24 protein-coding genes are annotated in these 26,747 nt (G+C 67.9%); 8 read left to right on the top strand and 16 right to left on the bottom strand.

The features are described 5' to 3' along the window. Positions 1–3: 3 nt before the first annotated feature. Together NCO8_RS14760 and NCO8_RS14755 are read right to left on the bottom strand one after the other, a co-directional pair. Positions 4–2,043, bottom strand: a complete 2,040-nt coding sequence (locus NCO8_RS14760) for a CocE/NonD family hydrolase (RefSeq protein WP_067639802.1) — start codon at positions 2,041–2,043, stop codon at positions 4–6. Continuing rightward, positions 2,044–3,327, bottom strand: a complete 1,284-nt coding sequence (locus NCO8_RS14755) for an ATP-grasp domain-containing protein (protein WP_067639800.1) — start codon at positions 3,325–3,327, stop codon at positions 2,044–2,046. 129 nt (positions 3,328–3,456) lie between these two features. On the opposite strand from NCO8_RS14755, the gene NCO8_RS14750 reads away from it, so the two are divergent. From NCO8_RS14750 to NCO8_RS14740, 3 genes are all read left to right on the top strand, one after another. Further along, complete coding sequence (locus tag NCO8_RS14750; RefSeq protein WP_084457093.1) at positions 3,457–4,518, top strand: hypothetical protein; 1,062 nt, start codon at positions 3,457–3,459, stop codon at positions 4,516–4,518. Positions 4,519–4,709: 191 nt separating this feature from the next. Beyond that, positions 4,710–5,732 carry a PQQ-dependent sugar dehydrogenase gene (locus tag NCO8_RS14745; protein WP_084457091.1) on the top strand — a complete coding sequence of 341 codons (1,023 nt, stop codon included), beginning with the start codon at positions 4,710–4,712 and terminating at the stop codon, positions 5,730–5,732. Positions 5,733–5,858: 126 nt separating this feature from the next. Next, a complete protein-coding gene (locus tag NCO8_RS14740) occupies positions 5,859–6,554 on the top strand; it encodes a type 1 glutamine amidotransferase domain-containing protein (protein ID WP_067639796.1) in 696 nt (231 codons plus the stop codon). Between the two features lie 6 nt (positions 6,555–6,560). Here the strand turns inward: NCO8_RS14740 and NCO8_RS14735 are convergent, their stop codons facing one another. After that, positions 6,561–6,983, bottom strand: coding sequence for a winged helix-turn-helix transcriptional regulator (locus NCO8_RS14735; protein ID WP_245655360.1), 423 nt, complete (start codon positions 6,981–6,983; stop codon positions 6,561–6,563). Positions 6,984–7,077: 94 nt separating this feature from the next. Next, on the bottom strand, positions 7,078–7,800 hold the full coding sequence (locus NCO8_RS14730; protein WP_067639794.1) for an alpha/beta fold hydrolase: 723 nt from the start codon (positions 7,798–7,800) through the stop codon (positions 7,078–7,080). A gap of 94 nt (positions 7,801–7,894) precedes the next feature. Here NCO8_RS14730 and NCO8_RS14725 point away from each other — a divergent pair, with 94 nt between their 5' ends. Beyond that, on the top strand, positions 7,895–8,464 hold the full coding sequence (locus tag NCO8_RS14725) for a TetR/AcrR family transcriptional regulator (RefSeq protein ID WP_210739981.1): 570 nt from the start codon (positions 7,895–7,897) through the stop codon (positions 8,462–8,464). A 9-nt stretch (positions 8,465–8,473) separates the two neighbouring features. Here NCO8_RS14725 and NCO8_RS14720 read toward each other — a convergent pair whose 3' ends face one another. Then, positions 8,474–8,773 carry a DUF1905 domain-containing protein gene (locus tag NCO8_RS14720; protein WP_067639792.1) on the bottom strand — a complete coding sequence of 100 codons (300 nt, stop codon included), beginning with the start codon at positions 8,771–8,773 and terminating at the stop codon, positions 8,474–8,476. Between the two features lie 163 nt (positions 8,774–8,936). Between NCO8_RS14720 and NCO8_RS14715 the strand changes: the two genes are divergently transcribed. Then, a complete protein-coding gene (locus NCO8_RS14715; RefSeq protein WP_067639790.1) occupies positions 8,937–9,485 on the top strand; it encodes a hypothetical protein in 549 nt (182 codons plus the stop codon). 45 nt (positions 9,486–9,530) lie between these two features. On the opposite strand, the gene NCO8_RS14710 is transcribed toward NCO8_RS14715, so the two are convergent. Further along, entirely contained in the window at positions 9,531–11,021 is a 1,491-nt protein-coding gene (locus tag NCO8_RS14710) for an aminotransferase class V-fold PLP-dependent enzyme (RefSeq protein ID WP_210739980.1), read from the bottom strand. 328 nt (positions 11,022–11,349) lie between these two features. On the opposite strand from NCO8_RS14710, the gene NCO8_RS14705 reads away from it, so the two are divergent. Further along, complete coding sequence (locus tag NCO8_RS14705) at positions 11,350–11,640, top strand: hypothetical protein (protein WP_067639786.1); 291 nt, start codon at positions 11,350–11,352, stop codon at positions 11,638–11,640. A gap of 66 nt (positions 11,641–11,706) precedes the next feature. Here the strand turns inward: NCO8_RS14705 and NCO8_RS14700 are convergent, their stop codons facing one another. The 9 genes from NCO8_RS14700 to NCO8_RS14660 all read right to left on the bottom strand — a co-directional run bounded on the left by NCO8_RS14700 (position 11,707) and on the right by NCO8_RS14660 (position 21,457). Further along, positions 11,707–13,512, bottom strand: a complete 1,806-nt coding sequence (locus NCO8_RS14700; RefSeq protein WP_067639785.1) for an AMP-dependent synthetase/ligase — start codon at positions 13,510–13,512, stop codon at positions 11,707–11,709. Further along, the gene (locus NCO8_RS14695) at positions 13,505–13,960 is read right to left on the bottom strand and encodes a MarR family winged helix-turn-helix transcriptional regulator (RefSeq protein ID WP_067494074.1); all 456 of its coding nucleotides are present in this window, start codon (positions 13,958–13,960) and stop codon (positions 13,505–13,507) included. The genes NCO8_RS14700 and NCO8_RS14695 overlap by 8 nt, the downstream gene beginning before the upstream one ends. Positions 13,961–13,994: 34 nt before the next feature. Beyond that, positions 13,995–14,252: a hypothetical protein gene (locus NCO8_RS14690; RefSeq protein ID WP_067639784.1), complete on the bottom strand. Its 258-nt coding sequence runs from the start codon at positions 14,250–14,252 to the stop codon at positions 13,995–13,997. 94 nt (positions 14,253–14,346) lie between these two features. Further along, the gene (locus NCO8_RS14685; RefSeq protein WP_067639778.1) at positions 14,347–15,366 is read right to left on the bottom strand and encodes a DNA topoisomerase IB; all 1,020 of its coding nucleotides are present in this window, start codon (positions 15,364–15,366) and stop codon (positions 14,347–14,349) included. 30 nt (positions 15,367–15,396) lie between these two features. Further along, complete coding sequence (locus NCO8_RS14680; protein WP_067639777.1) at positions 15,397–16,758, bottom strand: cytochrome P450; 1,362 nt, start codon at positions 16,756–16,758, stop codon at positions 15,397–15,399. Between the two features lie 116 nt (positions 16,759–16,874). Further along, positions 16,875–17,822: a hypothetical protein gene (locus NCO8_RS32760; RefSeq protein WP_167353287.1), complete on the bottom strand. Its 948-nt coding sequence runs from the start codon at positions 17,820–17,822 to the stop codon at positions 16,875–16,877. A gap of 173 nt (positions 17,823–17,995) precedes the next feature. After that, positions 17,996–19,492 (bottom strand): cytochrome ubiquinol oxidase subunit I, encoded by a 1,497-nt coding sequence (locus NCO8_RS14670; protein ID WP_067639775.1) that lies wholly within the window; start codon positions 19,490–19,492, stop codon positions 17,996–17,998. A 114-nt stretch (positions 19,493–19,606) separates the two neighbouring features. Then, positions 19,607–20,404 carry a family 1 encapsulin nanocompartment shell protein gene (locus tag NCO8_RS14665; RefSeq protein ID WP_067639773.1) on the bottom strand — a complete coding sequence of 266 codons (798 nt, stop codon included), beginning with the start codon at positions 20,402–20,404 and terminating at the stop codon, positions 19,607–19,609. Then, complete coding sequence (locus NCO8_RS14660; RefSeq protein ID WP_067639770.1) at positions 20,405–21,457, bottom strand: Dyp-type peroxidase; 1,053 nt, start codon at positions 21,455–21,457, stop codon at positions 20,405–20,407. Between the two features lie 97 nt (positions 21,458–21,554). On the opposite strand from NCO8_RS14660, the gene NCO8_RS14655 reads away from it, so the two are divergent. Further along, positions 21,555–23,000: a hypothetical protein gene (locus tag NCO8_RS14655; protein WP_067639768.1), complete on the top strand. Its 1,446-nt coding sequence runs from the start codon at positions 21,555–21,557 to the stop codon at positions 22,998–23,000. A gap of 20 nt (positions 23,001–23,020) precedes the next feature. On the opposite strand, the gene NCO8_RS14650 is transcribed toward NCO8_RS14655, so the two are convergent. Further along, complete coding sequence (locus NCO8_RS14650) at positions 23,021–25,339, bottom strand: FdhF/YdeP family oxidoreductase (RefSeq protein ID WP_067639766.1); 2,319 nt, start codon at positions 25,337–25,339, stop codon at positions 23,021–23,023. A gap of 293 nt (positions 25,340–25,632) precedes the next feature. Between NCO8_RS14650 and NCO8_RS14645 the strand changes: the two genes are divergently transcribed. Continuing rightward, the gene (locus NCO8_RS14645) at positions 25,633–26,745 is read left to right on the top strand and encodes an FUSC family protein (RefSeq protein ID WP_067640207.1); all 1,113 of its coding nucleotides are present in this window, start codon (positions 25,633–25,635) and stop codon (positions 26,743–26,745) included. The last annotated feature ends 2 nt before the right edge of the window (positions 26,746–26,747 follow it).

Below are 26,747 nucleotides of genomic sequence, written 5' to 3'. Positions count from 1 at the left end.
GGCTCAGACCAGATCACGGGGTATCCGGCGGTGCCAGTTCTGTGAGTACACCCGGTTGCGCAGCGAGCGCGGGTCGGCGGGGGAGTCCTCCAGTTCGTAGGCGTCGAGCTGGGCGTCGATGACGAATTCGTCGGCGGTGCACCGTAATACGGTGTCGGTGACCACCTCGGTTCGCCAGTCGTCGCGTTCCAGGCGGCGCACGGTGCGGGTCTGCCCGCGCACGGAGGTGACGTCGTTGTCCTGGAAGCTGAACCATTCCGTGGTGGCGCGGCGCACCGAGGTCCCGATGTCGTCGAGCACGATCGTGCCCTGGTCGTTCTCGATCTCCAGGGTCGACACCCCACTGGCCAGATCGCGCTGGACCTTCCAATGGTGTTGTCCCGGTTCGACATGCGTCGCGGGCGCGGGTGGCGCGGCCTCCGGTTCCCCGAAGGGGCGAAGGGTCGCGTCCTCGGCCCGCGGCGCGCGTTGCGGAAGGGTCAGCGTGCTCGTTCCGGTATTGATCGTGAGCATCACCGGTTCCGGCGACGGCCAGGCCAACGGCCAGTACGACGACGACACCGAGAGCCGGATCCGGTGCCCGGGCGGGAACGAATGCGCGATTCCGTTGAGCGGCAGGTGAACCCGATAGGTGCGCCCCGGCTCGAGCGGACGTGGTTCGGCGCTGCCGTCGCGGTGGGTGAGGTTGAGCAGGCCGTAGGTGACCCGGGTCGCCTCGCCGTTGGGTGCCACGTCCGAGAGCCGGGCGGCCAGCATCGCGTTCGGGCGGTCCGCCGAGACCTCGAGGTCCAGGGTCGGCAGGCCGAGGATCTCGCACGGCTGGTCGAGGGTCTCGGTCTCGAACACCAGTGAGCCACCGTCCTCGTCGCGCTGGTCCGACGGCAGGTCCGGAGTCGCGGCGTAGGACGCCCACTTGCCCGCGAACATGCCGACACTCAGCGGCGACTGCAGGTGCACGTGATGCGTCGGTGCCGGCTCCTCGCCGAGGGCGTAGCGGCCGAGCACGAACCGGCGCGGTTCGATGTTCGGTGAGTGCCAGCTCGGCTCGCCCACCCAGCGGCCGGGGCGGTCCTCATAAGACGGGTGCGGGGACACGCTGTCCTGCAACCACACTCGCAGCATCGGTTCGTCCATGATGGCGGTGTCGCGGCCCTTGAGCCAGTGGTCCCACCACCGCACCATCTCCTGCAGGAACCCGATGGCCGGGCCGGGCACACCCAGATGCGGATACTTGTGCCCCCACGGGCCGATCAACCCCAGGCGCGGCACATCGAGGTGCTCGAGCAGGCGGAAGATCGCATTGGTGTACCCGTCGGCCCAGCCGCCGACGGCGAGCACCGGACACTGCACAGCGCTGTAGTCCTCGTTCACCGAGGCGCGCTTCCAATAGTCGTCGCGGCGTTGGTGTTCCAGCCACTGCTCGATCCACAACCCGCTGCCCGAGAGACGTTCGTGCCACATCTCGCGCCACCGGTCACCGACGATCGCCGGGTCCGGCGGGAGGCTGTTGAAGGCGAACATCACCGTCGCCTCGGACAGGTTGTCCGACAACAGGCACCCGCCCATGTAGTGCATGTTGTCGACGTAGAGATCCTCCGTCGCCGACGCGCTGACGACGGCTTTGAGCGCGGGTGGCCGGTGCGCGGCGACCTGGAGGCTGTTGAAACCACCCCACGAGATGCCCATCATGCCGACATTGCCGTCGCACCAGGGTTGTTCGGCCAGCCACGCGATGACGTCGCAGGCGTCGTCGTGCTCGGCGGGCAGGTACTCGTCGTGGAGCACACCGTCGGAGTCGCCGCTGCCGCGCAGGTCCACCCGCACCGACACGTACCCGTGGCCCGCGAGATAGGGGTGGTTCAGCGCGTCACGGCCGCGGGTCAGGTCCCGCTTGCGGTACGGGATGTATTCGAACACCGCGGGCAGCGGTTCCTCGGTGACCGGCCGCCAGATGCGGGCCGCCAGCCGGGCGCCGTCGCGCATCGGGATGAAAACGTTCTCGGTGACCCGCACCTCGTACGGGAACGACTCGACCGTGTGCACTCAATCGACCTCCTCGAATTCGAACGGCAGTGCCTCGAGACAGTCCTGGTAGCGCTGCTCCAACTCGTCGTGGTCGGCGGCGCCGAGATAGAGGGTGGCCAGTTTGTAGCGGTAGGGGTCCTGGTTGGGCAGCTCCGAGAGCCGCTCACCCGGGGCCACATCGATGTTCACCACCGTGTCGGGGAACCTGCGGCGCAGGGCCTCGATCTGCGACTCGTCGGGCACGCGGGTGACGACACCGTCCTCGTAGCGCGGCACCATGCATTGCGCGGCGACGGCGAAACGCCCCTTGCGGTGCGGCATTTCGGGGGTGCGCCCGAGTGCGACGTCGATGGCGACAGCGTGGTTGGAGGTGCCGTCGACCTTGACGAACAGGTCGCTGTGCGACTGCGAGATGCGCGTGTTGATCTCGATCAACCACAACTTCCCGGTGTCGGCGTCCCACATGAACTCGGAGTTGAAGCAGCCGTTGTCGTAACCGACGTGGCGCAGATAGCGTTCGCTGACCTCGATCATGGTGTCGCGCACCGACTCCGGCACCGTGCGCGCCGGGTAGTCCAGGTGGGCGAAGCTGTGCCCGGTGGCGTCCTTGCGCATGTCGAACACGCCGTGCACCCGGTACTCACCGGCGGCCATCGACCCCTCCGGCGCTGCCTGGGTTCCGGTGACGATCTGCTCGGCCAGACACGTGCGGCCACCGGCCACGCGCACGTCCTCCGGCACCGTCACCCGGGCGAGGGCCTGGTCGAACGGGTCGGCGATGCGGCCGATCTCGGCGCGGATGGTCTCGGTCGCCGTTGCGAATTCCTCGGGGTCGTGTACCTCGAAACCCAGTTGCGAGGAGTGCGCCTTCACCGGCTTCACCCAGAACGGGAAATCGAGATCGATGCTGTCGAGGGCGTTCGGGTCGAAGGGGTCGAACGCGCAGAAATCCGGAACGCATTCGGGTACCGACTCGCGTTGCAGTATCCGGCTCCACAGTTTGTGCTCCGAACGCAGCACGCTCTCGAGGCTCGGTGCGGGCAGGCCGCGTTCCGCGGCGAGGATGGGCACGATCACACTCGTGGGGAAATCCCAGTGGGCGATGATGGCGTCCACCGTGCCGTCGAAGGCATCCAGTTCGGTGCGGGCCCGGTCGAGCAACTCGTCGAAATCGAACTCCTCGGCCTTGACCAGCGAGTCGTAGTCGAGCAGTCCGTGCAGGCGCAGGCCGCCGGGAATCTCGACTGTGCTGATCTCGGCTCGCTGCAACTCGGTCAGACCGGGGACGAAAACATTCTTCATTGGTGGCGTCTAACCGGAACGGGCGGTCCGAAACAGGGCGCGACCCGGCGATCACCGGTCGTTTCCCGGCGGCGGTTCAGGGAACGCGCGAGCAGTGAGATGTGCACGGCGAGGACAGGTGGCCGGTGGATGACGGAAGTGACGATCGGTGTACTCGCCGACCCCGACCTGGCTACGCGGCTCGCCCGCTCACTGCGCGACGACCTGCCGGATGAACTCGCCCGGGTCGTCGGCGAACAGGTCGAGTGGCGGGTGCTCGTCAACGACGATCCGTTCGAGGCGATGTATCCCGACAGCGTCCACCTGATCGACAAGGCCCGCGAATACGTCCGGGAAACCACCTGGGACCTGGCGTTGTGCGTCACCGACCTGCCGTTGCGCGACGGGCGGTCGGTGCTGGTCGCCGATATCGACCCGGCGCATCAAGTCGCCCTGATCTCGCTACCCGCGCTCGGTGGGATGCGGCTGCGGCAGCGGTTGCGCAACCTTGCGGTGCGAATCGTCGAAGCCCTGCGCTCGCGTCGCTCGGCCGCGCTTACGCGATCGAATGCGCGCGGGCTGCGAGTGGTGGAGCAGGGCGGCGAAATGCGATTGGTGCGGTCCGTGCGGTTCGGCTCGCTATTCCTGCTGGCGGGGATGGTGCGCGCGAATCGGCCGTGGCAGCTGGTCGTCGGGTTGTCGTCGGCGCTGGCCGGTGCGATGGCCGGAACGGCATTCGGGGTGCTGTACTCCTCGATCTGGTTGCTGGCAACGGCGATGGGGCCGCTGCGGTTGACGGGAATCACGGTGTCGGCGCTGGTTGCCTTGTCGGCGTGGATCATCGCCGGGCACGGGCTGTGGGAGCGACGGATCGACGGCCGGGACGATCGGTATCTGGCGTTGCGCAACGCGGGAACCGTGAGCACCGTCGCCGTCGGCACCATCGTGTTCTTCCTCGCGCTGTACTCGATCACCCTGGTGGCGGTGGCCGTCGTCATCCCGCCGGACTACCTGACCAGCACTCTCGGCCGCCCGTGCGGCCCCTCCGACTACCTGACGATCGCCCTGATGGCGACGGTACTCGGCACGGTGGCAGGCGCGGTCGGCTCGGGCCTCGAAGACGATGTGACCGTACGCAAAGCCACCTACGGCTACCGCGAACAAGAGCGTCGCCGGGTCGCCGAAGACCAGCGTCGAGCCCGAGAGCGATAGGCGCACAGCATGATCAGGGCTGTTTCGGATCACGGGCCAGCTGACCGGGCGTCGTCGGGGAGACCACCGGATATCCTCGATACCGGTGGTGGTGAAGGGACGCCCACCGGGACGGAGCGCCGGCTGATGGGCGTCAGGACAGTGGCACGAGGGCTGGTCGTCGCCCTTGCGGCGGTCGTCGTCGTTGCGTCGTGTGCGCGAACGAGCAGGCGAGCGCGCCGACCTCGCCGATCGCCCCTTCGACCGCGCCGAGCCGGTCCGAGGGCGTACCCGATCTCGGGGTGCCCGAGGTGGTCGCGCAGGGAATCGAGGTGCCGTGGGGACTGGCCTTCCTCCCCGACGGCACCGCATTGGTGGCCGAACGGGACTCCGGGCGGATTCTGCGGGTGGTACCGGGCCGCACTCCTGAGCCGTTCTTCGAGGTGCCGGGTGTGGTGGCGCGCGGGGAGGGCGGCCTGCTCGGTCTCGCCGTCCGCGACGACTACGTGTACGCCTACTTCACCGCGTCCGACGACAATCGCATCGTCCGATTCCGGCCGGGCGGACCGGTGGAGGTGGTGTTCAGCGGAATCGCCAAGGCGGGCAACCACAATGGCGGGCGCATCGCCTTCGGGCCCGACGGAATGCTGTATGTCGGCACCGGGGATGCCGGGCAGCCGTCGCGGTCGCAGGATCCCGGCAGTCCGAACGGCAAGATTCTGCGGCTGACAGCCGAGGGTGCGCCCGCGCCGGGAAATCCCACGCCCGGTTCACCGGTGCTGAGCACGGGGCACCGCAATGTGCAGGGCTTGGCCTGGGACCGGACCGGCACGCTGTACGCGGCGGAGTTCGGGCAGAACCGCCTCGACGAGATCAACCGCATCGAACCCGGCCGCGACTACGGGTGGCCCGACGTCGAAGGCGGGGGCGGCGCCGACCGGGGTTTCACCGATCCGTTGCTCACGTGGTCGACCGACGAGGCCTCACCATCGGGTATCGCCATCGCAGGCGACACCCTCTACGTCGCCGCCCTGCGCGGCGAAAGACTCTGGACAGCAACCCTTTCCGGTGCAGACCTGACCGCGCCCCGCGACTACCTGCGCGACACCTACGGCCGCCTGCGCACAGTCGCGGTCGCCCCCGACGGCGCCCTCTGGCTCACCACCTCCAACACCGACGGCCGCGGCGACCTCCGCGACGGCGACGATCGGATCCTGCGCTTCCCGGCCCGCTGAGCGACCCATCGATATTTCGATGTCCGATATCGGCAAGCCTATTGGTCATCGGATGCGGCCCGGCCTACCTTCGGGTGGCGGAACCGTTCGACAGGCGGTCTCCCCACTGAGCCCGAAGGAGCTTCGATGGCTAAATTTCTGTTCGTGATGACCGGCGCGGATCACTGGACCCTGGCCGACGGCACCGAGCACCCCACCGGCTACTGGGCCGAGGAATTCGTGGCACCCTACGAGGCCTTCACGGGGGCGGGCCACCAGATCGTGGTCGCCACCCCGGGTGGTGTCGTACCGCCCGTCGACACGGGCAGCCTCGAGGCGGAGGTCAACGGCGGCGCCGCCGGTGCGCAGCGCGTCAGGGAGGTGATCGAGGGCGCCAAGGAGCTGCACGATCCGGTGCGACTGGAAGATGTCGACCTGGCCGAATTCGATGCCGTCTACTATCCGGGCGGCCACGGCCCGATGGAAGACCTTGCGGTGAACAAGGATTCGGGCGCGCTCCTCAACGCCGCCCTCGCCTCCGGCAAGCCCCTGGCGGTCGTCTGCCACGCACCCGCCGCGCTGCTGGCCACCACCGGCGACGCGGGCGTCTCGCCGTTCGCCGGGTACCGCCTCACCGGCTTCAGCAACGCCGAAGAATCCCAGGCAGGCCTCGCTGACAAGGCGAAATGGTTGCTCGAGGACCGTCTCGTCGCGCTCGGTGCCGACTACACCTCGGGCGAACCGTGGGCGCCGCACGTTGTCACCGACCGCAACCTGTTCACCGGTCAGAACCCCGCCTCGTCGGCTCCACTGGCCGCCGCGGTCCTCAAAGCTCTCGCCTGAAGCCGCTCAGGCGTCGACGGTGATGTCCCAGCGGGCCCGCGCCGACATCACCTCGGCGCGGTGGCGCACCGACCATTCGGCGACCACGTCGAGCACCGTGAGCAAGCTGCGTCCGACCGGTGTCAGGGTGTACTCCACCTGCACCGGCACCGTCGGATAGATCCGGCGGGCCACCAGGCCGTCGCGTTCGAGTCGGCGCAGGGTCACCGTGAGCATGCGCTGGGAGATGCCGGGCACGCTCCGGTGCAGTTGCAGAAAGCGTCGTGCCCCACCGATCAGCTCCGTGATCACCAACACCGACCACTTGTCGCCGATCCGGTTCAGCACGTCGCGCACCTCGCACGCCGCGTGGCGCAGATCCGGCGCACACCGGTCGGCGACCAGCATCGTGCCACCGCCGGTCCGATCGAATTCGTCGTGTCGAAGCATCCAATTTTCCTAACCTCGGGCTGTATCGCACCAGCTTGACGCCGCGAACAGCCCGGAACAACGACGATCTTCTCGCCGCAGCGGTAAGCCGGGCTTACCGATAGGAGGCTGCCTCGGCTGCTGTCGCGGCCTCGAGTACGAGTTCGGTGAACCGTTCCGGATGGATCAGGGGCAGATAGTGTCCGGCGCCGGCGACGACGATCAGGCGGCCGTCGCGGCACTGCCGCAGGAACCGGCGCTCCTGCACGCGGAAGTGATCGTGGCGGCCGTTGACCAGGGATATCGGCCCCGCATAGGAGCCGAGGGCGGCGAGCACGTCGAAGCCGCTCAGTTCGTCGACGACATCGGGGATGACCTCGGTCGCGATACCCGCGGTCTCGACGGCGCGGGCGATGGCTGGTGGAAGGACCCGGTCGAACACGCGTGAACTCGCCCGTTGGCCACCGTCGGGCTGCCGCGAGAGCACTCGATGCATCACAGTGAACGGTGTCATCAGAGTTCGCGTGGGCACGCACGTCGAACCCGCGACCACGAGCCCCGCCACCTTCGCCGGAGCCATTTCCGCAGTGGCGATACCGACGTACCCACCCAGCGAATGTCCGACGACTAGGGCGCGGCCGCCGAGGGAATCTATTGCCTCGCAGACCGTTTCGGCGGACCCGGCGACGGTGAACCGTTCGCCGCGTCTGCGCCCGTGGCCGGGCAGGTCGACAGCGGTGACAGGGCGCACCCGGCCGGCGCGGTCGGCGACCAACGTCCAGGCCGCCCCGCTCATCCGAATTCCATGGACGAAAACCACCGGTAGACGGTCCGGCATAGCTACCCCTCCTCAGGTAATACAACGCAACGTTGCGTTGCAAAGGTACCTCTGCTGACGATGCAACGCAACGTTGCGTTGTATTGTTGGGCGGGTGACGACCTCGGGCCCGCGAAAAGCCGAAACCATCTACCTCTGTGCTCTGGAGTTGCTGGCCCGGGACGGCTACGACGACCTGACGATGGAGGCGGTCGCCCGACGGTCCGGTGTCAACAAGACGACGCTCTACCGCTGGTGGCCGTCGAAAGACGCGCTGCTCGCCGCGGCGCTGACTGTTGCCGCGCCCCTGCGCATTTCGATTCCCGACACCGGCACCTTCGAAGGTGACCTCACCGCGCTCGGGCTCGAGATCGGCCGGCTGCTGACCGCCGAGGACACCTCGCCCATCGTCACAGCGGTCCTGTCCGCGTCGGCCTCACGCCCCGAGCTCGCCTCGGTGGGGCATCGCTTCTTCAGCGATCGGCTCGAACGCGAGCAGGTGATCTTCGACCGCGCCGCCGCACGGGGTGAGATCCCGGCCGGACTCGATCCGGCGGTCGTCGTCGACCTGCTCGCGGGTTCGTTGTGGACGCATCTCGTGCTGCGCGGTGAAGGGTTCAGCGAGTCGTATGTGCGCACGGTGGTTGGTGTCATCGTGCGCGGGACGCGCTCGCGTCCGGCGTGATGCGCTCGCTTACCGGCCGGTGCGCAGCCGCACGTGTGCGGTATCGCCCTCGGCCAGCTCTTCGGCCTGCAGGACCGGCTTCTTCATGGGCAGGATGTATGTGCCGCGCTTCTTGTCCGGGAACACCGATGTCGACCAGGTGGTCGCGCCGACAGAGGCCGTGACCGGGACGGCGCCGAAACCGGGTCCGGTGCGGGGATGCCGGTCGGCGATATCGTCGGCGACCGGCTCGGGGACCGCGACGAAATGCCAGGTGGCGCCTGGTGCCTGCCAGACCTCGGCGGCGAATTCGTACTCCCACGGCTTCATGCGCGCAGAATAGCGCCGGGCACCGACAGGTTCCGGTCGGCAACGGTGTTGTTGCGGGTTCGACTCGGTGTGGACCCGGGGAGGGTGGTGAGGTGGGAGCCGAGCGGCGGCGAAGTACTGTCTCGGGCGTTCATCAGCCCAGCAGGAACGACAGAGGAGACGAATGTTCACCCGATATCGTCTGACCGGAGCCGTTGTTCTCGCCACCGCGTCGATCGGGCTCGTCCCGTTCGCCGCACCGGGCATCGCCGCGCCACCCGGTGCGAACCAGGCGGAGCCGATCATCACCTGCACCCAGAACGGCACCGTCTCCTGGGCGGGCGACGGGCTGGGGGAGAAGCCGACCCGCGTCGAGTGGTCGGCCACCACCGAGTTCACCGACTGCGCGGGGTCCGCCGTCGACGAGGGTGGGCCGTACCCCGTGAGCATGGCGGAGCAGGGCACCGAGGTGGCCTCCTGCGAGGGGAAGGTGACCGTGCACGAGGGCACGGGCACCATCACCTGGTCCGACGGCAGCACGAGCACCACCAGCAGCAAAGCCGCGGGCAACCAGACCAAGTCCAAAGGTGGTGGCCCGGCCACCTTCCCGATCACCATCGACTCCGGCACGCTCGCCGGGCACTCCGCCACCGACGACAACACCGTGACCACCGAACAAACCTGTCCCGGGGTCACCGAAGCGGCGCTGACCGGCACGTTCACCGTGCACTGACGCCACGAGCGTCGCCGGAATCCCTCCGGCGACGCTCGTCGGGCATCAGTTCGGCCCGGCGACGATATCGGCCCACTCGCTCAACAGCTCCCATGCTGTTGCCACGTGTTCGAGGCGGGTCGCGCAGCCACCGATCGCCACGCGAAGAGCGAACTGCCCGCGAATCATGGTGTGCGACAACAGGACCCGGCCCGTCCCGTTGACAGCGTCCAGCAGGGCCCGGTTGACGTCGTCGGCGGCGCGCAGGCGGAAACAGATCACCGACAGCGGATGCGGCGCGAGCACGTCGAACCGGTCGTCGGCCTCGACCCACGCCGCGAACTGCTGCGCCGCCGACACGCTGTAGCGAATGTGCTCGCGCAAACCGGACGCGCCGTACCAGCGGATCACCGCCCACAACTTCAGTGCCCGGAACCGGCGGCCCACCGGCAGTTGCCAATCCCGATAGTCCACCACCGCACCGGACTCCGTCGCGCTGTTGCGCAGGTATTCCGGCAGTACCGACAGCACGTCCGTCAGCGCCGAGCGGTCGGCTAGGTAGCAGGCGTCGAATTCCAAGGCGGTGAGCAACCATTTGTGCGGATTGGTCGCGTAGGAATCGGCGAAGTCCGCCACGCCGTCGTTGACCCAGCGCAGCTCCGGGCACATCGCGGCCACGCCCGCGTACGCCGCGTCCACGTGCAACCAGGCGCCGAATTCGCGACAGACCGGGCCGATGAGGGGAACCGGGTCGATGGCGCCCGTGGAGGTGGTGCCGACCGTCGCCATCACCAGCACGGGTATCCGGCCGGCCGCGGCGTCGTGTGCCATCGCCGTACGCAGTGCCATCGGGTCCATCGACAGGTCCGCGCGGGTGTCGACGAAGCGGATGGCGCTGGTACCGAGACCCGTTATCCGCGTGGCTTTTTCGAAGCCGCAGTTCGCTTCGGCCGAGGTGTAGACGACGTAGCGGCCACGCTCGACGCCCGCACGCGCGACCTGTCCGCCCGACGCCCGCTGCAGGGCGGCCAGCAGGGCGATCAGCATCGCGGTGCTCGCGCCGTCCTGCACCACACCGCCACCGCCGCCCGCGAAGGTGAAACGCTCGGGTAGCCCGATCAAACCGGCCAGCCAGTCGAGAACGAGCTGTTCCAGCTCGGTGCACGCCGGTGCGGTCTGCCAGAGCATGCCCTGTACGCCCAATCCGGAGATCAGCAGTTCGGCCAGCGCCGAGGGGCCCGACGCCCCGCTCGGGTAGTAGGCGAGGAAGCCGGGATGCTGCCAGTGTGTCGAGCCGGGCACGACGATCCGATCCATGTCGGCGAGCAGTGCCTCGAACGGTTCGCCGGTCTCGGGCGGCTCGGCAGGCAGTTGTGCGCGGACCTCACCGGGAACGACGCTCGACCGCACCGGCAACGACTCCACCCGCTCCCAGTAGTCGGCCACCCAGTCCACCACGGCCCGGCCGTGCGCCCGGAATTGGGCAGCCGTCATATGCGGGGGAACGGGTGCGAGGACATGCTGATGTGCTGGAGCAACGCGCGGGGTGGTCGCCACCGATCAGAGGGTAGAGGTCCGCCGCGCCGATCCGCCGCGCTGCGAGGCGTGTCGGCGCAGCCGACGCGGCGCTGAAACGGGTTCTCGTCCGGAAGCGCAGGGATCCGGTCCCGTCCAACGGGTGAGTTGAGACACGAAAGTGGTTGTCGGGCAACAGGATTGCTACACTCCTGCCTGGTGGAGCGAGCGGCGGGGACCGCAGACCTCGACGCTCTCTCCACCTCCGATTGTGCTCCTCGGTCAGGACCTTTTCGAGTCGCTCCCGTCCCGTGCGCGGGTCGATGGAACGCCGGTGTTTCGGTGGTTGCCGTCTGGGCAAGCGCACACCATGGCAACTGACGAGCAAAATGGCACCACACCGTCACCTGCGAGCGCGGCCGAGGACTTGGTCACCGTCGACATGTTGCGAGAACTGCTGGGCGCCGACGACGCGCAGGCCTGCCTGGTTCTCGAAGGTGGACGGGTGCGGGTCGTCCCGGGATCAGAGGACGAGCAGAGCGGGATGGTCGTCGTCAGCCGGGCGGAGGTTCAGCGGCGGCTCGGCGCGAACCCGGACCCGACCGCGCTGACCGAACAGGCGGCCCTGCTGGACAGCGAAGTCCGCTTGCTGGGCGCCTGATCGCTGTCGGCGACGTCGGGGATCTCGTCGTCGCCCACGCGGCGCCGGTGCCCTGCGGATCGGCTCTCAGACCCGGTACATGCCGTCGATCTCATCGGCGAACCGCTCGGCGACCACGTGCCGCTTCACCTTGAGCGTGGCGGTGAGTTCGCCCGACTCCTCGGTCAGGTCGCGGTCGAGGACGACGAACTTCTTGATGGATTCGGCATGAGAGACGGTGCTGTTGGCATCGTCGATCGCCTGCTGCACCTCGGCGAGCAGCGCCGGATCCGTACGGAGATCGGCGACGGCCGCCTCGGCCGGTCGATCGGCCGCTTCCTTCCATCCGGTGAACGTCTCCGGGTCGATGGTGATGAGCGCGGTGATGAACGAGCGACCGTCGCCGACCACCACCGCTTGCGAGATCAGCGCGTGCGAACGGATGCGATCCTCCATCGGGCCGGGCGAGACGTTCTTGCCGCCCGCCGTGACGAGGAGGTCCTTCTTACGCCCGGTGATCGACAGGAACCCGTCGTCGTCGATGGCGCCGAGGTCGCCGGTGCGCAACCACCCGTCGGTCAGCGCGGCGGCGGTAGCTTCCTCGCTGCGCCAGTACCCGGCGAACACGACGCCACCGGACACCTCGATCTCGCCGTCCTCGGCGATGCGAACAGCGTTGCCGCCCAACGGTTGTCCCACCGTGCCGATCTTCACCGCACCCGGCACGTTCACACAGTGCGCGGCGGTGGATTCGGTCAGGCCGTAGCCCTCGTACACCGGAACACCGACACCTCGGAAGAAGTGCCCGAGCCGAGGCGTCAACGCGCCGCCGCCGGAGATGACGAACTCGCAATCACCACCCAGCGCGGCCCGCAGCGGGGTGTACACCAGCCGGTCGCACAGGGCGTACTCGGCACGCAGCAACAGCGAGGGCGTGCGCGCGAATCCGCCGGTGTGGTCGAGGTTTTCACTCCACCGGACCGCGGTCTGCTCGGCGAACCGGAAGACGGCCGCCTTGATCCCGCCGCCGTCGCGTGCCTTCTTCTCGGCGCCGTCGCGCACCTTCTCGAACACGCGTGGCACGCCGAGGATCGTGTGCGGGCGGAAGCGGGTGAACTGACCGGTGATGGTCTTGAAGTCCGCCCAGTGCGCCTGCGTCATCCCGGCCTCGAACGCGGCCAGCGACACCGCCCTGGCCAGCACGTGCGCGAGCGGCAGGAAAGTGAGCATCCGCTGTCCCGGGCGGGCGACCTCACCGATGCTCGCGGTCAGGATGCCGCGCACCTCCGACAGGAAGTTGCGATGGGTGAGCATGCAGCCTTTGGGACGACCGGTGGTGCCGGAGGTGTACACCAGGGAGGCGAGGCCGTCGGCGCGCAGGCCCTCGAGCCGTTCCCGCAGGGAGTCGTCGGAGCGGTCGGTGCCCTCGGCGATCAGCAGCGCCTCGGCGCCGTCGTCGATGACCAGGGACCGGCGCAGCGTTGCCGGTGCGTTCGCGAGCAGATCCTTGTGCCGTGCGGTCTCCACGATGGCAAGCGCCGCACCGGAATCCTCGAGGATCCACCGCACCTGCTCGGCGGAGGACGAGTCGTAGACGGGAACGGTGACCGCGCCGGCGGCCCAGATCGCGAAATCGAACAGCGTCCACTCGAAGCGCGTCGCCGACGCGAGTACCACCCGATCGCCCGCCTGAATACCGTTGGCGATCAAGCCTTTCGCCGCCGCGGACACCAGCCGCGCGAACTCGGCCGCGGTGACGTCGACCCAGCGGTCCCCGACGGGACGGGAGAACAGCACCCGCCGCGGGAACTGTTCGGCCTGGGTGTAGACCGAGCCGACGATGGTCTCGTCCTCGGCGATGGTGAACGTGGCCGGCGTGGTGAACTCACGCATGCTCGCCTCCAAGGGGCTGGTCGGGTCGCTGGAATCGCCGCAAGGCGTGCGCGAAGTCGGTGATGTCGTCGGCAGTCCAGTCGCTCATCCGCTCCTCGAGCAGCATGAGGTCGTGTTCGATCGCGGCTCGATGCGCGCGGCGGCCCGACGCGGTGAGCGTCAGCGGGTAGCCCGCACGGGAATTTCCCTCGCCCGCCGCCACCCAGCCCGCGTCGACGCAGGTCCGCAGCTGTCGTGACACCGTCGAGCGGTGCACGCCGAAAGCTTCGGCCAGCTCGGTGGCACGACAGCCCGGATTCCGTTCGATGTAGGACAGCGCCGATCGCTGCGCGAACGACGGTATCCCCTCCGACGCGGGCCGCGCCGCGATGGCTTCGCGGACGATCTGCGTGAGCGCGTCGTGCACCGCGACGAGCTCGGGCGACCATCCACCCGACTGGTGTTGCATCACGCAACTATATCCCCGGCCGGGGCCTAGCTGTTCACTGCCCCGGTGTGGTGTTGCCTCGTTCGCCGACCAGGCGGCGGGTGAGCAGCTCCTTGCCCTCTTCGGCGCCCTTGCGGCTCTCGTGTAGGGCGCGCCGGAAGAATTCCGCGAGTTCGCTGTCGCCGGAGCTTTCGGCGTCGGCGCTGTACTGCTCCATCCGCAGTGCGTTGCTCAGGCAGGCCTCGACGAACCAGATGAGGTCGTAGTCTTTGTCTTTGGTTCCGGTGTAGCGACCGGTTTCGGTGGTGCTCATGATGTTCCTTTCCGCTCGTCGTCGTATCCCCCGGGGCGCAATACCCGGCTGCCTCGTGACGAATCGCGGGAACGCCGGCCGACGGAGCCGGGGATCAATGCCCGCGGTGGGTGGCGCGCCGGAGCAGTCGGAGTACTGCCCGTTCGATGATTGCTCGGCGCTCGCTCTCGGCGGCGCGGGCGGCTCTGTCCAGCGCTCGGGAAATCGTGACGCCCTCGGCGTACGCTTCGGCGATCCTCGGGTCGACATAGGAGGCGCGGGCGACGGCGGGGGTATTGCCCAGTGCGGCAGCGACTTCGGTGATCACGGCGCGTTCGGCCCGCTTGCGCGCACGCTCGGAGGTCGGGGGTTCGGCCTGCGCGAATCCCTCGGCGGCCAGCACGGTGGCCTGCCAGGTCCGGAGGTCCTTGACGGTGCAGTCCGTTTCGGTGAGTGTTTTGAAGCGGGCGTTGATGTCGTCGGCATGCAGTTCTCGGTAGCCGTTCTTGTCGCGGTAGACCAGTAGCCGGGGCGAATCCGCGCGGCTGCGCCGCAGCGAAGTGACAGCGCGGGCCAGATCGGCGTCGTGTATCCGGACGCGACGCCGCAGACCGCCCTTGGCGACATAGTCGAACAGCATCTGCTCGCCCTCGACGCGCACCTGTTCGCGCAGCAGCGTGGCGACGCCTCGGGTGCCGTTCTCCTCGGCGTACTCCTCGCCGCCGACCCGGAACACCCCGAGGTCGATCAACCCGATGGCCACGGCCTCCACCCGGTGCCGGTGCAGGCCGGAGCGGCGCACATCGGCGGTCAGCCGGTCGCGCAGCGGAGGCAGGCGAGCAGCCAGATCGAGGACGCGGTCGAACTTCTCCTCGTCGCGCTCCCGGCGCCACTGCTCGTGATACAGGTATTGGCGGCGGCCGGCGGCATCGACACCGATCGCCTGGATATGACCGTTGGCGTGCGGGCAGATCCACACCTTGCGCCACGCGGGCGGAATCACCAGGCCGTTGATCCGCTCGAGGAGGTCTTCGTCCGAGACGCGTTCGCCGTCGGTGGTCAGGTAGGAGAAACCACGACCCCGGGTGACTCGCCGGATCCCGGGGCCGTAGGGAGTGCTTCGCCGTAAGCGCACGAAACCTCCTGTTCGCTGCCGCCGATCGGGTCAGGACATGGACTTGTTCAGGATCGGCGCGTCGTGCCGGGATTCCACGCGGAATTCGAGGCCGAAGTTGTTCAGGGTGAACGGCAAGGGGGTCGACGGATCGAGAGATGGGGTCGAGGTCAGCTCGAACCGCGCCGCGCGCAGCATTTCCCCGAGCAGGGTACTGGTGACGAACAGCACCAGGTCCTGCCCGGGGCAGGCGGCTGGTCCGGCGCTGAACGGCACCAACTGCGGGTAGTCCTTCGCGCGGCCGTCCAACCAGATGTCGGGAACGAAATCGTCGGCGAACGGAAGCGACCGCGGGTCACGGTGGAACGCGACGGCGGCGATCAGGAGCGCCGCACCGGCCTCGGTGGTGAAACGCTGCTCGTCGTCGCGCCAGGCGGTGTCCTCGGTGACGTCGCGCAGGATGAGCGGCGTCGTCGGCCACAGCCGCACCGATTCCAGGACACATGCCCGGAGGTAGGGGAGCGTCGCCGGAGTCGTGGCGTGCTGTGCCTCGGCGACGGCCGCGGCGCGCTGATCGGGATGGGTGGCCAGCAATGCCACCGCGCGACTCAGTGCCATCCCCGCCGCGTCGAAGGCGAACAGCCAATGCGGCACCTGGCCGACGGGATCGGTTGCGCCGGAAGCGGATACCTCGGTGAGCGCCCCCAGGAGGCTGTCCTTCTCCGCTGATTCGGCATAGCGGTAGAGGCTCTCGGAGAACTTCTCGCCCGAGCGCCTGCGTTGTGGCACGAGAAATGACCAGTTGGCGGCCGAACGCAGCTGCCACAGCCGATCGGTGATGTCGTGGTCCTCGCGCGCTGAGGAGCCGAGGACCAGCCGACGGACCAGCCGCCACCAGGCGGTGGTGAACTGTGCGGCGTCCAGCGTGCCGGTCGACGAGGCCGCCGCCAGCATCCTGGCCGCTTCGTCGGCGATGACCTCGGCGAACGGGGTCGCCAGCCGGTGCAGCGGACGGCCGGTCTCGAGAGCGGCTTCGTTCACCGCCCGGCGCTCCTTGCGGATGGGACCCTCCGAGATCAGGACACCGTGCGGCTGGAATTGGCGCAATGCGGCGCGCTTCTCCCGATTCGCCGGATCGAACGGCGACGGTGCTTGCGCCAGCACCCGGCCCACATCGGCGGGATCGGTGACCACGACCACCCGTCGGCCGGGCAAGACCAATTCCACCGGCCCCGAACCGAATTCGTCACGCAGCGCATGCATCCGCCGGACGGCACGACCGTCCGCCTGCGTGCGTTCCAGTATTCCCATCATCCTGCGGCGACGGGCGATGACGCCCGCGGCGAATCCGGCGAACCCCAGGTCCGCCAGCGTCGCCGCCGCGCGGACACCTCCCAACCGATGACCCGGCATGTGACCTCCTGAGCAGCGGAATGCCGACGTCGGTGTGGCCGGCACGCGAGCTACTTGCGGTCATTCCACGCGAACGACCATCTAAACGGCCCGCCGATTCCGGAGGGAACCCGGCATCACGCCCGTGAGCCGAAGAACTCGGCTCGGGCGGCGTCGACACGTGCCTGCGCCTGGGCGGCGCCCTGGAAACTGACCGCGGCCGAACCGCCGCCGGCGAGGCCGAGCGCCAGCAGACCGCCTATGACCGAGAGGAGGTTCGGGTCGGGGAGGAGGCCGGTGTCGCTGGTCGGTGTGACGTCGTGGGCGGGGGCCGCCGGGCCGCCGCCGGGTGCGGGAGCGGCGGGCGGATCGGCCGCTCCACCGGGGGCCGGTGCGGAGGGTGAGTCACCGCCGGGGCCTGCTCCGGCCGGTGGTGCGCCGCCACCGCCGGGCGCGCCGCCACCGGGTGCTCCACCACCCGGCGCGCCGCCGGATTCGCCCGCGTCCGGCTGGGGAGCCTCCGGCTGGGCGGGTGCGGGAGCGTCTGGGACAGGGGCCGCAGGCGCGGACTGCGGGGCAGGGGCTTGCGGTTCGGGCGGATTCCCCGGGTTGTTGCCTTGGTTCCCGCCGCCGTTGCCTTGGTTCCCGCCGCCGTTGCCTTGGTTGCCGTTTCCGTTGCCGGGATTCGGGTTGCCGTTGTTGCCCTGGTTCCCGCCCCCGTTTCCCTGGTTGCCGTTTCCGTTACCTGGGTCCGGGTTGCCGTTGTTGCCTTGGTTCCCGCCGCCGTTTCCCTGGTTGCCGTTTCCGTTGCCGGGGTCCGAGTTACCCTGGTTGCCGCCGCCGTTGCCTTCGTTGCCGTTGCCGCTTCCCGGGTCCGAGTTCCCGTTGCCTCCGCCGTTGCCGTGGTCTCCCGGTTCGGCGACGAACCGGATCGCGCCGCTGTCGGGGAGTCTCGAGGTGTCGGGCACGGCGGTAGGGTCGAGCCCCGCGACGGCAACTCGGCCGTCCGGCGCAGGAGTGGGCTGGGCAGCCGCGAGCCCGCCGTAGCCGAGGAGCCCGAGGACACCCGCGGCCCCGGCTGCCACGGCGGTTCGTCTCATCCGACCGGCTGCCACTTGCCCTCCGTCCCGTCGCCGAAAGCCCACCACACACCATTGCGGTCGGATTCGGAGGGCCTGGCGTTACTGTTCCCGACCGTCGATCGGTCCCGAGTCCGCAATCGTCGACACCGCCCGAACGGCGTCGGACCATCGGCGCTCTAGTAGGCGAAAGACAGCGGTTCGACGGGTTCGGCGCGGTGTCTGCCGCCACCACTGCCGTCGTCGGGGCCCGAATCGTCGTGCTGCGACGTGGTCGAATCCGGCGCCGGGCCTGCGACGGTGTACCGATGCATGAGGTAGTACCAGACCACCGCGAGCACACCGTAGAGCAGGGTGAACACGATCAATGAGAACAGCACGGTGCCCGGTGCGTGGTCCGAGACACCCTGGTCCACGGTCATGCGGATGGTGAGGTCGCCGGCGAGGTCGGGAACGACCACCCAGGGCTGGCGCCCCATCTCGGTGAACACCCAGCCCGCGCTGTTGGCCAGGAACGGCGTCGGGATGGCGAGCAGGCTCAGCCAGGCGAACCAGCGCCGGTCGGGGGCGCGACCACCTCGGGTCACCCAGAATCCGGCGAGCAGCAGCACCATCGGGCCGGCGAGCAGGCCGACCATGGTGCGGAACGACCAGTAGGTGACGAACAGGTTCGGCCGGTAATTGCCCGGCCCGTATTGCTCGACATAGGAACGTTGCAGATCCTCGACGCCCTGCAGGGTCACGCCGGTGAACTGATCCTTGGCCAGGAAAGACAGCACATAGGGAACCTCGATCAGGTGCTCCACGCTGTCGCAGTTGTTGTGTGTGCCGACGGTGAGCACCGAGAACTTCGGGTCGGTCGCCGTGTGGCACAGCGATTCCGCCGAGGCCATCTTCATCGGCTGCTGATCGAACATGATCTTGCCCTGGATATCGCCCGTGAGTGCCACCACCACGATCGATGCCGCCACCACATACAGCGAACCGCGGGCGGCGGGACGCCAGAGCGTGGTGGCTTCGGACTGTTTCACCGGGTCACCGCTGCGCCTGTTGCGCACCATGAACCATCCGCAGATACCGGCGACGAACACCGACGCGGTGAGGAACACACCGGCGACCACGTGCGGGAACGCCGCCAGCGTCGTGTTGTTGGTGAGCAACGTCCAGATGCTGTCCAGTTCGGCCCGGCCGGTCTCGGGATTGAACCTGGCACCGACCGGATGCTGCATGAACGAGTTGGCCGCGATGATGAAATACGCCGACGCGTTCACCCCGATGGCCACCAACCAGATCGTGGCCAGGTGAACGAGTTTCGGCAGCCGGGACCAGCCGAAGATCCATAGTCCGATGAAGGTCGATTCGAGGAAGAAGGCGACCAAGGCCTCCAAAGCCAAAGGGGCGCCGAAGATATCGCCGACGAAACGGGAGTACTCGCTCCAGTTCATCCCGAACTGGAACTCCTGCACGATGCCGGTGGCCACGCCGATGGCGAAATTGATCAGGAACAATCTGCCGAAGAACTTGGTGAGCCGATACCATTTCTCGTCGCCCGTGACGACCCACGCGGTCTGCATTCCCGCGACGATCGGAGCAAGGCCGATGGTGAGCGGTACGAAGATGAAGTGATACACCGTGGTGATACCGAATTGCCACCTCGAGATATCGACGGTGCTCATCGCCAGCGTACTCATCGTCGGTCTCCTGCCGTCGTTATGAACTGTCGCCGAAGCAGACGCGTGTGCGCCGTTGTCGAGACGAGCGTCGAACGTGATGTTCTCGGCAGTTGAGGTTCAGGACCCGAGTGATACCGCGGCTTCGGAGGTCTCGACCAGGAAGGTGAAGGTTTCCTGGAAGTACAGCTGGACGGTGTCGGCGTCGTGGCTGAGGTAGCCGATGGAGAGGTCTTGGCCGATGGCGAGTTCGAAGTCGCCGCCGCGGGTGGTGAGGGCGAAACCGCCGGTGATGGCGGGTGCCCAGATGATCTCGCTATCGATGAGGCGTTCGATGTGGGTGCGGATCGGGTGGCCGTGGTCGGAGGTTTCGCTGACCTTGGTGTAGAGGTCGGCACTGAGTAGTACCGAATACGGTCCCTGGACACCGGCCAGGCGCAACTCGGTGAGGGCGTGGGAAATGGCGTCGGGGATGTCGACCACATTGCCGGGCAGGGCGACGGGCGAGTTGGAGGCGGCGGCGCGGATGCCGGTGATGCCCGCGGCGGCGTAGCCCTCGAAGATCGCGCGGTCTTCGGCGAAGGCGATCTTCTGGGCGGCGTCTTTGAGGTTGTCGAGGTCGGCATCGGGCGCGCCGCGTTCGATGTCGTCGAGTTCGGAGCGCTTCAACGTGAAGGGCACCCGGAGTTCCACGAGCGGTTGTACGACGCGCTGGTGTGCCTGCACACCGTCGTCGGGGGAGTCGGTCGGGGTGAGCCTGCCCCGGTTGAGCGCCGAATAGGCCACACCTCGGGCGCCGGACACGTCGACGACCCGGCGCCCGGCGATATTGCGCTTGAACGTGCGGGTAGCTTCTTCTTCGATCTGTGTCCAGGCCTCGTCGGTGATCGGCGCGAGTTCGCGATGCAGGTTGTTCATTCAGTTACTCCCTTTCATGGACCCGATGGAGAGCGAACCGTCCGAGACCACCGGGGCTGCCTCGGCGGCAATGACCGGAGCGAACTCGGGAACATCGATATCGACGTCTTCGTCGGCGACGGATGAGGGTGCATCAGGTAGATCGCCGAGGAAATCGGCGGACGGAGCGAAGAACAGACTGCCGGTGACAGCGGTGGAGAAGTCGAGAATACGGTCGTAGGGTGCTTCGTCGGTGCCGAGAAACATGCGCTCGAGCATCTTCTCCGGTACGGACGGTGTGGCGCAATAGGCGATGTAATACGTGCCGAGTCGGCCGTCTCCGACGGTGCCGAACGGCATATTCGCGCGCACGATATCGTGCTCCACTCCGTCGGCATCGACGATCGTGTTCATGGTGACATGGGAGCTGGGTGGCTTCACGTCGTCGGGCAGTTCGTAATCGCTGAGTTTGGTACGCCCGATGATGAGCTCCTGCTCCTCGATCGTCAGAGCATTCCATTCGTCGAGTGGGTGCAGGTATTTCTGCACCATCACGTAACTGCCACCGGCGAAGGCCGGATCCTCGTCGCCGACGAGAACTGCCGCCTCGGCCGCGCCGCCCTCCGGATTCGCGGTGCCGTCGACGAACCCGAGCAGATCGCGCTGTTCGAAGTACCGGAACCCCGATGTCTCGTCGACAACGGTCGCCGCGTCGCGCAGCCTGGTCGCGATCGCCATCGCCAATTCGTAACAGGTGCCCGTCATCTCGCTCCTGATGTGGAACAGCAGATCGCCGGGGGTGGCGGGGCAGGAGTGCACCGGCCCGGCATAGCCGGGGAACTCGTGCAGCTCGGCGGGCTCGGGACCGGTGAACAACCGGCCCCAGGCGCGGTGCCCGATACCGACGACACAGCTGAGGTTCTGATCGGGAGTGCGGAAACCGACCGACTTGCGTAGGTCGTCGACCTCGGCCAGGAGCTCGCGGACCGCCGCCTCACCGCCCTCATCGATGGTGGCGACGAGAAAGATCGCTGCCTGTGTGAGTGGAACGAGGACCCGCTGCGGCTCACCCATGGCGGTCAGCCTACGGCCCACCGATGTTGGGGATGTGCTTCATCGGTGCGTGTCAGGCAGTGTGTCCCCTTCGCCGGAATACGGCAGTATCTGCCCCATGTTCGCTCGTCATACCAGCCGATCAGTTCTGCTCGTGCTCGGCGCGATGGCTGTGTTGTCCTCGGGCACCGGCACGGCCGGGCCCGGCTGGGGGCCGCTCGCCGGGCCGAATCCGTTCCTCGGGCCGACCGGTACGGCGACGATGCACGGCGACGCGGGATCGTCGGACGCGGTGCCGCACGCGGGACCCGGGCCCGGCGCGCGAGGCATCGGTGGGTACCCACTCGGGGCGGCCTGCCCGACCCTGCTGCAGGGCTCCGACGGGCTCGTTGTGGCGCTGTGTACGGCGGTGGCCGATCGTGCGCCGGTAGTGCATTTGATCGACCCGTCCGCCGGGGGGATTTCGGGTACCGGGTCGGCGATGTCCGGGTCGCTCGCACAGTTGACCTTGGCCAAAGGCGGCCTGCTCGGCGGGGTGTACGCCTATCTCGACCACGCCGACCGGCTGGTCGTGGTCGACGGCAATCGCGCGCTCCTGCGGATCGCCCACGAACGCGGCGCCAGGGGATGGGAATTGCGGGTGGTGGAAGCCGTCGACCTGACCACGGCCATTCCGGCGGACGACGGTGTCACCGGCCTGGTGCCCGACTGGTCGGGCACGGTGTGGTTCGCGACCGAGAACGGCATCGTCGGGACAGTCACCGCGGAGGGCGAGATCGCCACGGTGACTCTGCCCGCCGAGGAGAAGGTGGCCAACAGCATCTCCTCCGCGCCGAGCGGCCGGGTGGCGGTCGCGACCACGCACGCGCTCTACGAATTCGGCACCGATGCTTCGGGCGAGCCGGTGCGGCTGTGGCGCGCGGCCTACGACCGGGGCCCGGCCCGCAAACCGGGGCAGCTGTCGTGGGGCACCGGGTCGACGCCGACGTATTTCGGACCGGATACCGGCGCCGACTATCTCACCGTCGTCGACAACGCCGCCGATCAGGTGAAGGTGCTCGTATTCCGTTCCGGCAGTGGCGAACTCGTCTGCTCTCGGCCGGTGCTCACCGAAGGCGGTGCGGGCAGCGAGAATTCACCGATCGGTATCGGCGGCTCGGTCTTCGTGGCCTCCACCTACGGATATCCGTACCCGGCGGTGCCGGAGGGCGCCGGTCCGGCGCAACCCGAAACAGCGCCGTTCGCCGGCGGCATGACGCGCGTCGACGTGGACCGCGACGGCTGCCGAACGGTCTGGGAGAACACGGTGCGCAGTGCCGCGGTACCGCACATCTCGACAGCGGACGGGCTCGTCTACACGATCACCCGCGACGGCACACCGAACACGACACCCATCGACGGCTACTCCTTCACCGTCATCGATCCCGAGGACGGCGCGGTGGTGAGCCGAAACGAACTGCCACCCACCATGCTCGCCGACCCACTACAAACCTCGCCGTTGATCCTGCGCAACGGCGAGGTACTTCAGGGAGTAACCACAGGCATCGTCCGAATCGGTCGCTGAATTTCCTCGATGACGGGGTTTCAGGCCGAGCGGGTGATGGTGACCTTCACGTTTTTCATGATCGGCTGATCGCTCTGGGTGCTGATGTCGCCGATCGCGCACAACACATTGAGTTCGGGCATGTATCCGGCTGCGCAACCGCGGGGGATGTCGTAGGGAATGACCTTGTAGTTGTGGACCGACCGGGTGCTGCCGTCGCGGGCGATGCTGGTGATATCGACGTCGTCGAATTGCGACAGGCCGCGTTCGCGCATGTCGTCGTCGTTCATGAAAACGAGGGTGCGCAGATTCTTGATGCCGCGATAGCGGTCGTTGTCGGAATAGATGGTGGTGTTCCACTGGTCGTGTGAACGCAGCGTCGCCAGGCGCAGGACGCCGGGTTCCTGGGTGAGGTCGGGCAGATCGGCGCAGGAGAACTCGGCTTTGCCCGAGGGCGTGAGGAAGATCAGTTCCCGGGCCGGTTGCTTGATGCGGAAGCCGAGTGGCAAACGCACGCGCCGGTTGAAATCCTCGAATCCATCGAGCACCTGCGACATGGTGTCGCGAATGCGGTCGTAGTCGGCGACGTAGTAGTCCCACGGTGTTTTGCTCTGTGGCAGTGCGGCTTTCGCGATTCCGGCGATGATGGCCGGCTCGGACAGCAGGTGCCGGGAGGCCGGCTTCTTCATGCCCTTGGACAGGTGGACCATCGCCATCGAGTCCTCGACCGAGGTCTGCTGTTCCCCGCCGCGCTGGATGTCCTTCTCCGTGCGGCCCAGGCACGGCAGGATCAGGGCTTCGGTGCCGTGCACGAGGTGGCTGCGGTTGAGTTTGGTGCTCACCTGGATGGTGAGGTCGCATTTGCGCAGGGCCTGGTAGGTGTAGGCGGTGTCGGGTGCGGCGAGCGCGAAATTGCCGCCCATCGCCATGAAGACTTTCAGTTTTCCGGCCTGCATTGCCTCGATGGTGGCGACGACGTCGTAGCCGTCGGCACGCGGTGAGGTGATGCCGCACGCCTCGTCGAGCCGATCGAGGAACCGCGCCGCAGGCTTGTTGGCGATGCCGCAGGTGCGGTTGCCCTGCACATTGCTGTGCCCGCGCACCGGCGACGGACCGGCACCCTCGCGCCCCAGATTGCCGCGCAACAGCAGCACGTTCACGATCTCGCGAACGGTGTCGACGCCGTGCTCGTGCTGGGTCACCCCGAGGCACCAGCTGATGATGCTGCGATCGGCCTCGCAGTACACGCGCGCGGCCTTGCGGACATCGTCCTCGGTGAGCCCGGACTGTTCCTCGATCGTCGACCACGGCGTGGCCTCGACGACCGCGCGGTATTCCTCGAAGCCGTGGGTGTGCCGCCCGATGAACTGGTGATCGAGCGCCTTGGGATCGGATTCGGATTCCTCGAACACGGCCTTGGCGATGCCACGCATCAGGGCGAAGTCACCGCCGATGCGCGGCTGCAAGTTCAGTGTCGAGGTATCGGTCGTGCGGAACGTCGCCATCCGCAGGATCTCGTGCGGGATGATCGTGCGGGTGGCGCCGGCTTCGACGAGCGGGTTGATGTGCACGATCTGCGCGCCACGCCGGTCGGCCTCGGCGAGGGCGGTCAGCATGCGTGGTGCGTTGGAGGCGGCGTTCACGCCGAGGATGAACAGCGCGTCGGTGGTTTCCCAGTCCTCGAGGTCGCAGGTGCCCTTACCGGTCCCGAGCGCGGCCTGCAGCGCACGTCCACTCGCCTCGTGGCACATGTTCGAGCAGTCGGGCAGATTGTTGGTGCCGAGCTCCCGGGCCATCAGCTGATAGAGGAACGTCGCCTCGTTGCCGAGCCGGCCCGAGGTGTAATAGGCCGCAAGATTCGGGTCGTCGAGTTCGCGTAATGCCTTGCCCGCCATCGCGAACGCGTCGTCCCAGCTGATCGGGACGTAATGGTCGGTGACCGGGTCGTAGCGCATCGGCTCGGTGAGCCTGCCCTGGTTCTCGAGGTCGTGGTCGCTCCAGGTGGACAGTTCCGCCACCGAATGCTCGGCGAAGAATTCCCGCGTCACCCGTTTGTGCGTCATCTCCCAGGTGACGTGTTTGATGCCGTTCTCACAGATGTCGAGATGAATGCCCTTGATCGAATCGGGCCACGCACATCCCGGGCAGTCGAAACCACCGTTCTCGTGATTCATCTTGATGATGGCGCGGGTGCCCAGCAGTGGTTCTTTCTCCTGGCCGATCATGAATTCGGTGACCGCTTTCGCTGCGCCCCACCCGGCGGCCGGATGATGGTACGGCTTGAATTCCGGGGTCGCCGCGCGGTCGCGAGCACCGCTCGGGCCGTCGTCGGGGTCGAACTCTCCAAACGCATCGGTCATGACAGTCCCTTCGACGATTTCGAAGCCGGTCTTCCCGTCCGCCGGAATTCTCTCCCCGGGGAGCCACGATTCGAGGTAGGCGGGCCGTCACTATCGTCGCCGTCGCGGGCGGCCATGGCCAAGACCGACTTCCGACTGCTCGATAGGTGTGGCTTATCGCTGCCGCGTACGCCACGAATTCGTTCGATGTGCCCGATTTCGGCCTGTTGACGCCTCGCGAACGATTCATGCACCGTGGTTCATCGGCCCTACGGGCATGCCCGCGACCGACCCTCGGAGGAATCTTGCGCACCATGCTGAACCAGGCGCGCCCGGTGTTTCGGCGATTCGTCACCGAGATCGATCATCTGCCCGCCGCCCGCGTCTTCGTCGGCTTGGCGATCCCCGGTCTGATGCTCGTCGCCGCCGGACGCACCGACCTGCTCATCTACGCGGTGTTCGGTTCCTTCACCGGCATGTACGGGTTCGCCGAAGCACCGAGGCAACGACTCGCCCACCAGTGCGAGGCCGCCGTGATGCTGGTCGGCGCGGTCGGGGCGGGCATTCTGCTCGGTCGGCTGCACGCTCCGCCCGCGGTGCTTGTCGCGGCCGTCGCCGTGTTCGCCGCGGTGGCGTCACCGGTCACCGACCGGCTCGGGTTGCGGCCGGAGGGCCCGTTCTTCGGGATCTTCGCTTTCGGTGCGATCGCGATGGTGGCCGACACCCAGCGTCATCCGGTCACCGCGCTGCTGGTCTGCGCCGGCACCGCGATCCTGTGCGTCGCCGTCGGATACCTGGAATCCACTCGCAGGGTGCGGCGCGGTACGGCCACCGACGTGCCGAGCCGGTGTCCACCGCACCGCCACGGCATCGACTCGACGACCCAGGCGGGCCGCTACGCCCTGGCGATCTCACTGTCCGGTGGCATCGGTCTGCTGCTCGGTGTCGGGCACGCCAACTGGGCCATGGCCGGTGCGGCCGTGCCGTTGGCGGCGGCGACCTCGCGCGACCGGCTGACCCGGGGGATGCACCGGGTGATCGGCACCTTCCTCGGTCTGCTCGTGGCGACACCGCTGCTGATCCCGGGACCGAGCCCGGCGGTGCTCGGGCTCGCGATCATCGCGCTGCTGTATCCGACCGAGCTGTTCATGGCGCGCCACTACGCGCTGGCGCTCGGCTTCTTCACACCGCTGATCATGGCGATGACCGAGCTCGCCGACCCGACCGATCCGCTCACCATGCTGACCGAGCGCGGGCTCGACACGGTGATCGGCGTGGCGGTGGGATTAGCTGTCGCATTGCTGATCCGGGATCCGGCCCCGCATACTGTCGTCATGGGACCGTACCCGGACAAGGCGCCCGCCGAGCACGCGCGCGAGATCGCCCACGCCCGCCACGCGACGGCCGCCGTCCGAGACGACGACTAGGC

It is taken from the genome of Nocardia coubleae NBRC 108252, from assembly GCF_001612805.1.
Lineage (GTDB): Bacteria > Actinomycetota > Actinomycetes > Mycobacteriales > Mycobacteriaceae > Nocardia > Nocardia coubleae.
The sequence above is the reverse complement of the archived record's forward strand: the minus strand, read 5'-3'. Positions and strand labels throughout refer to the sequence as shown.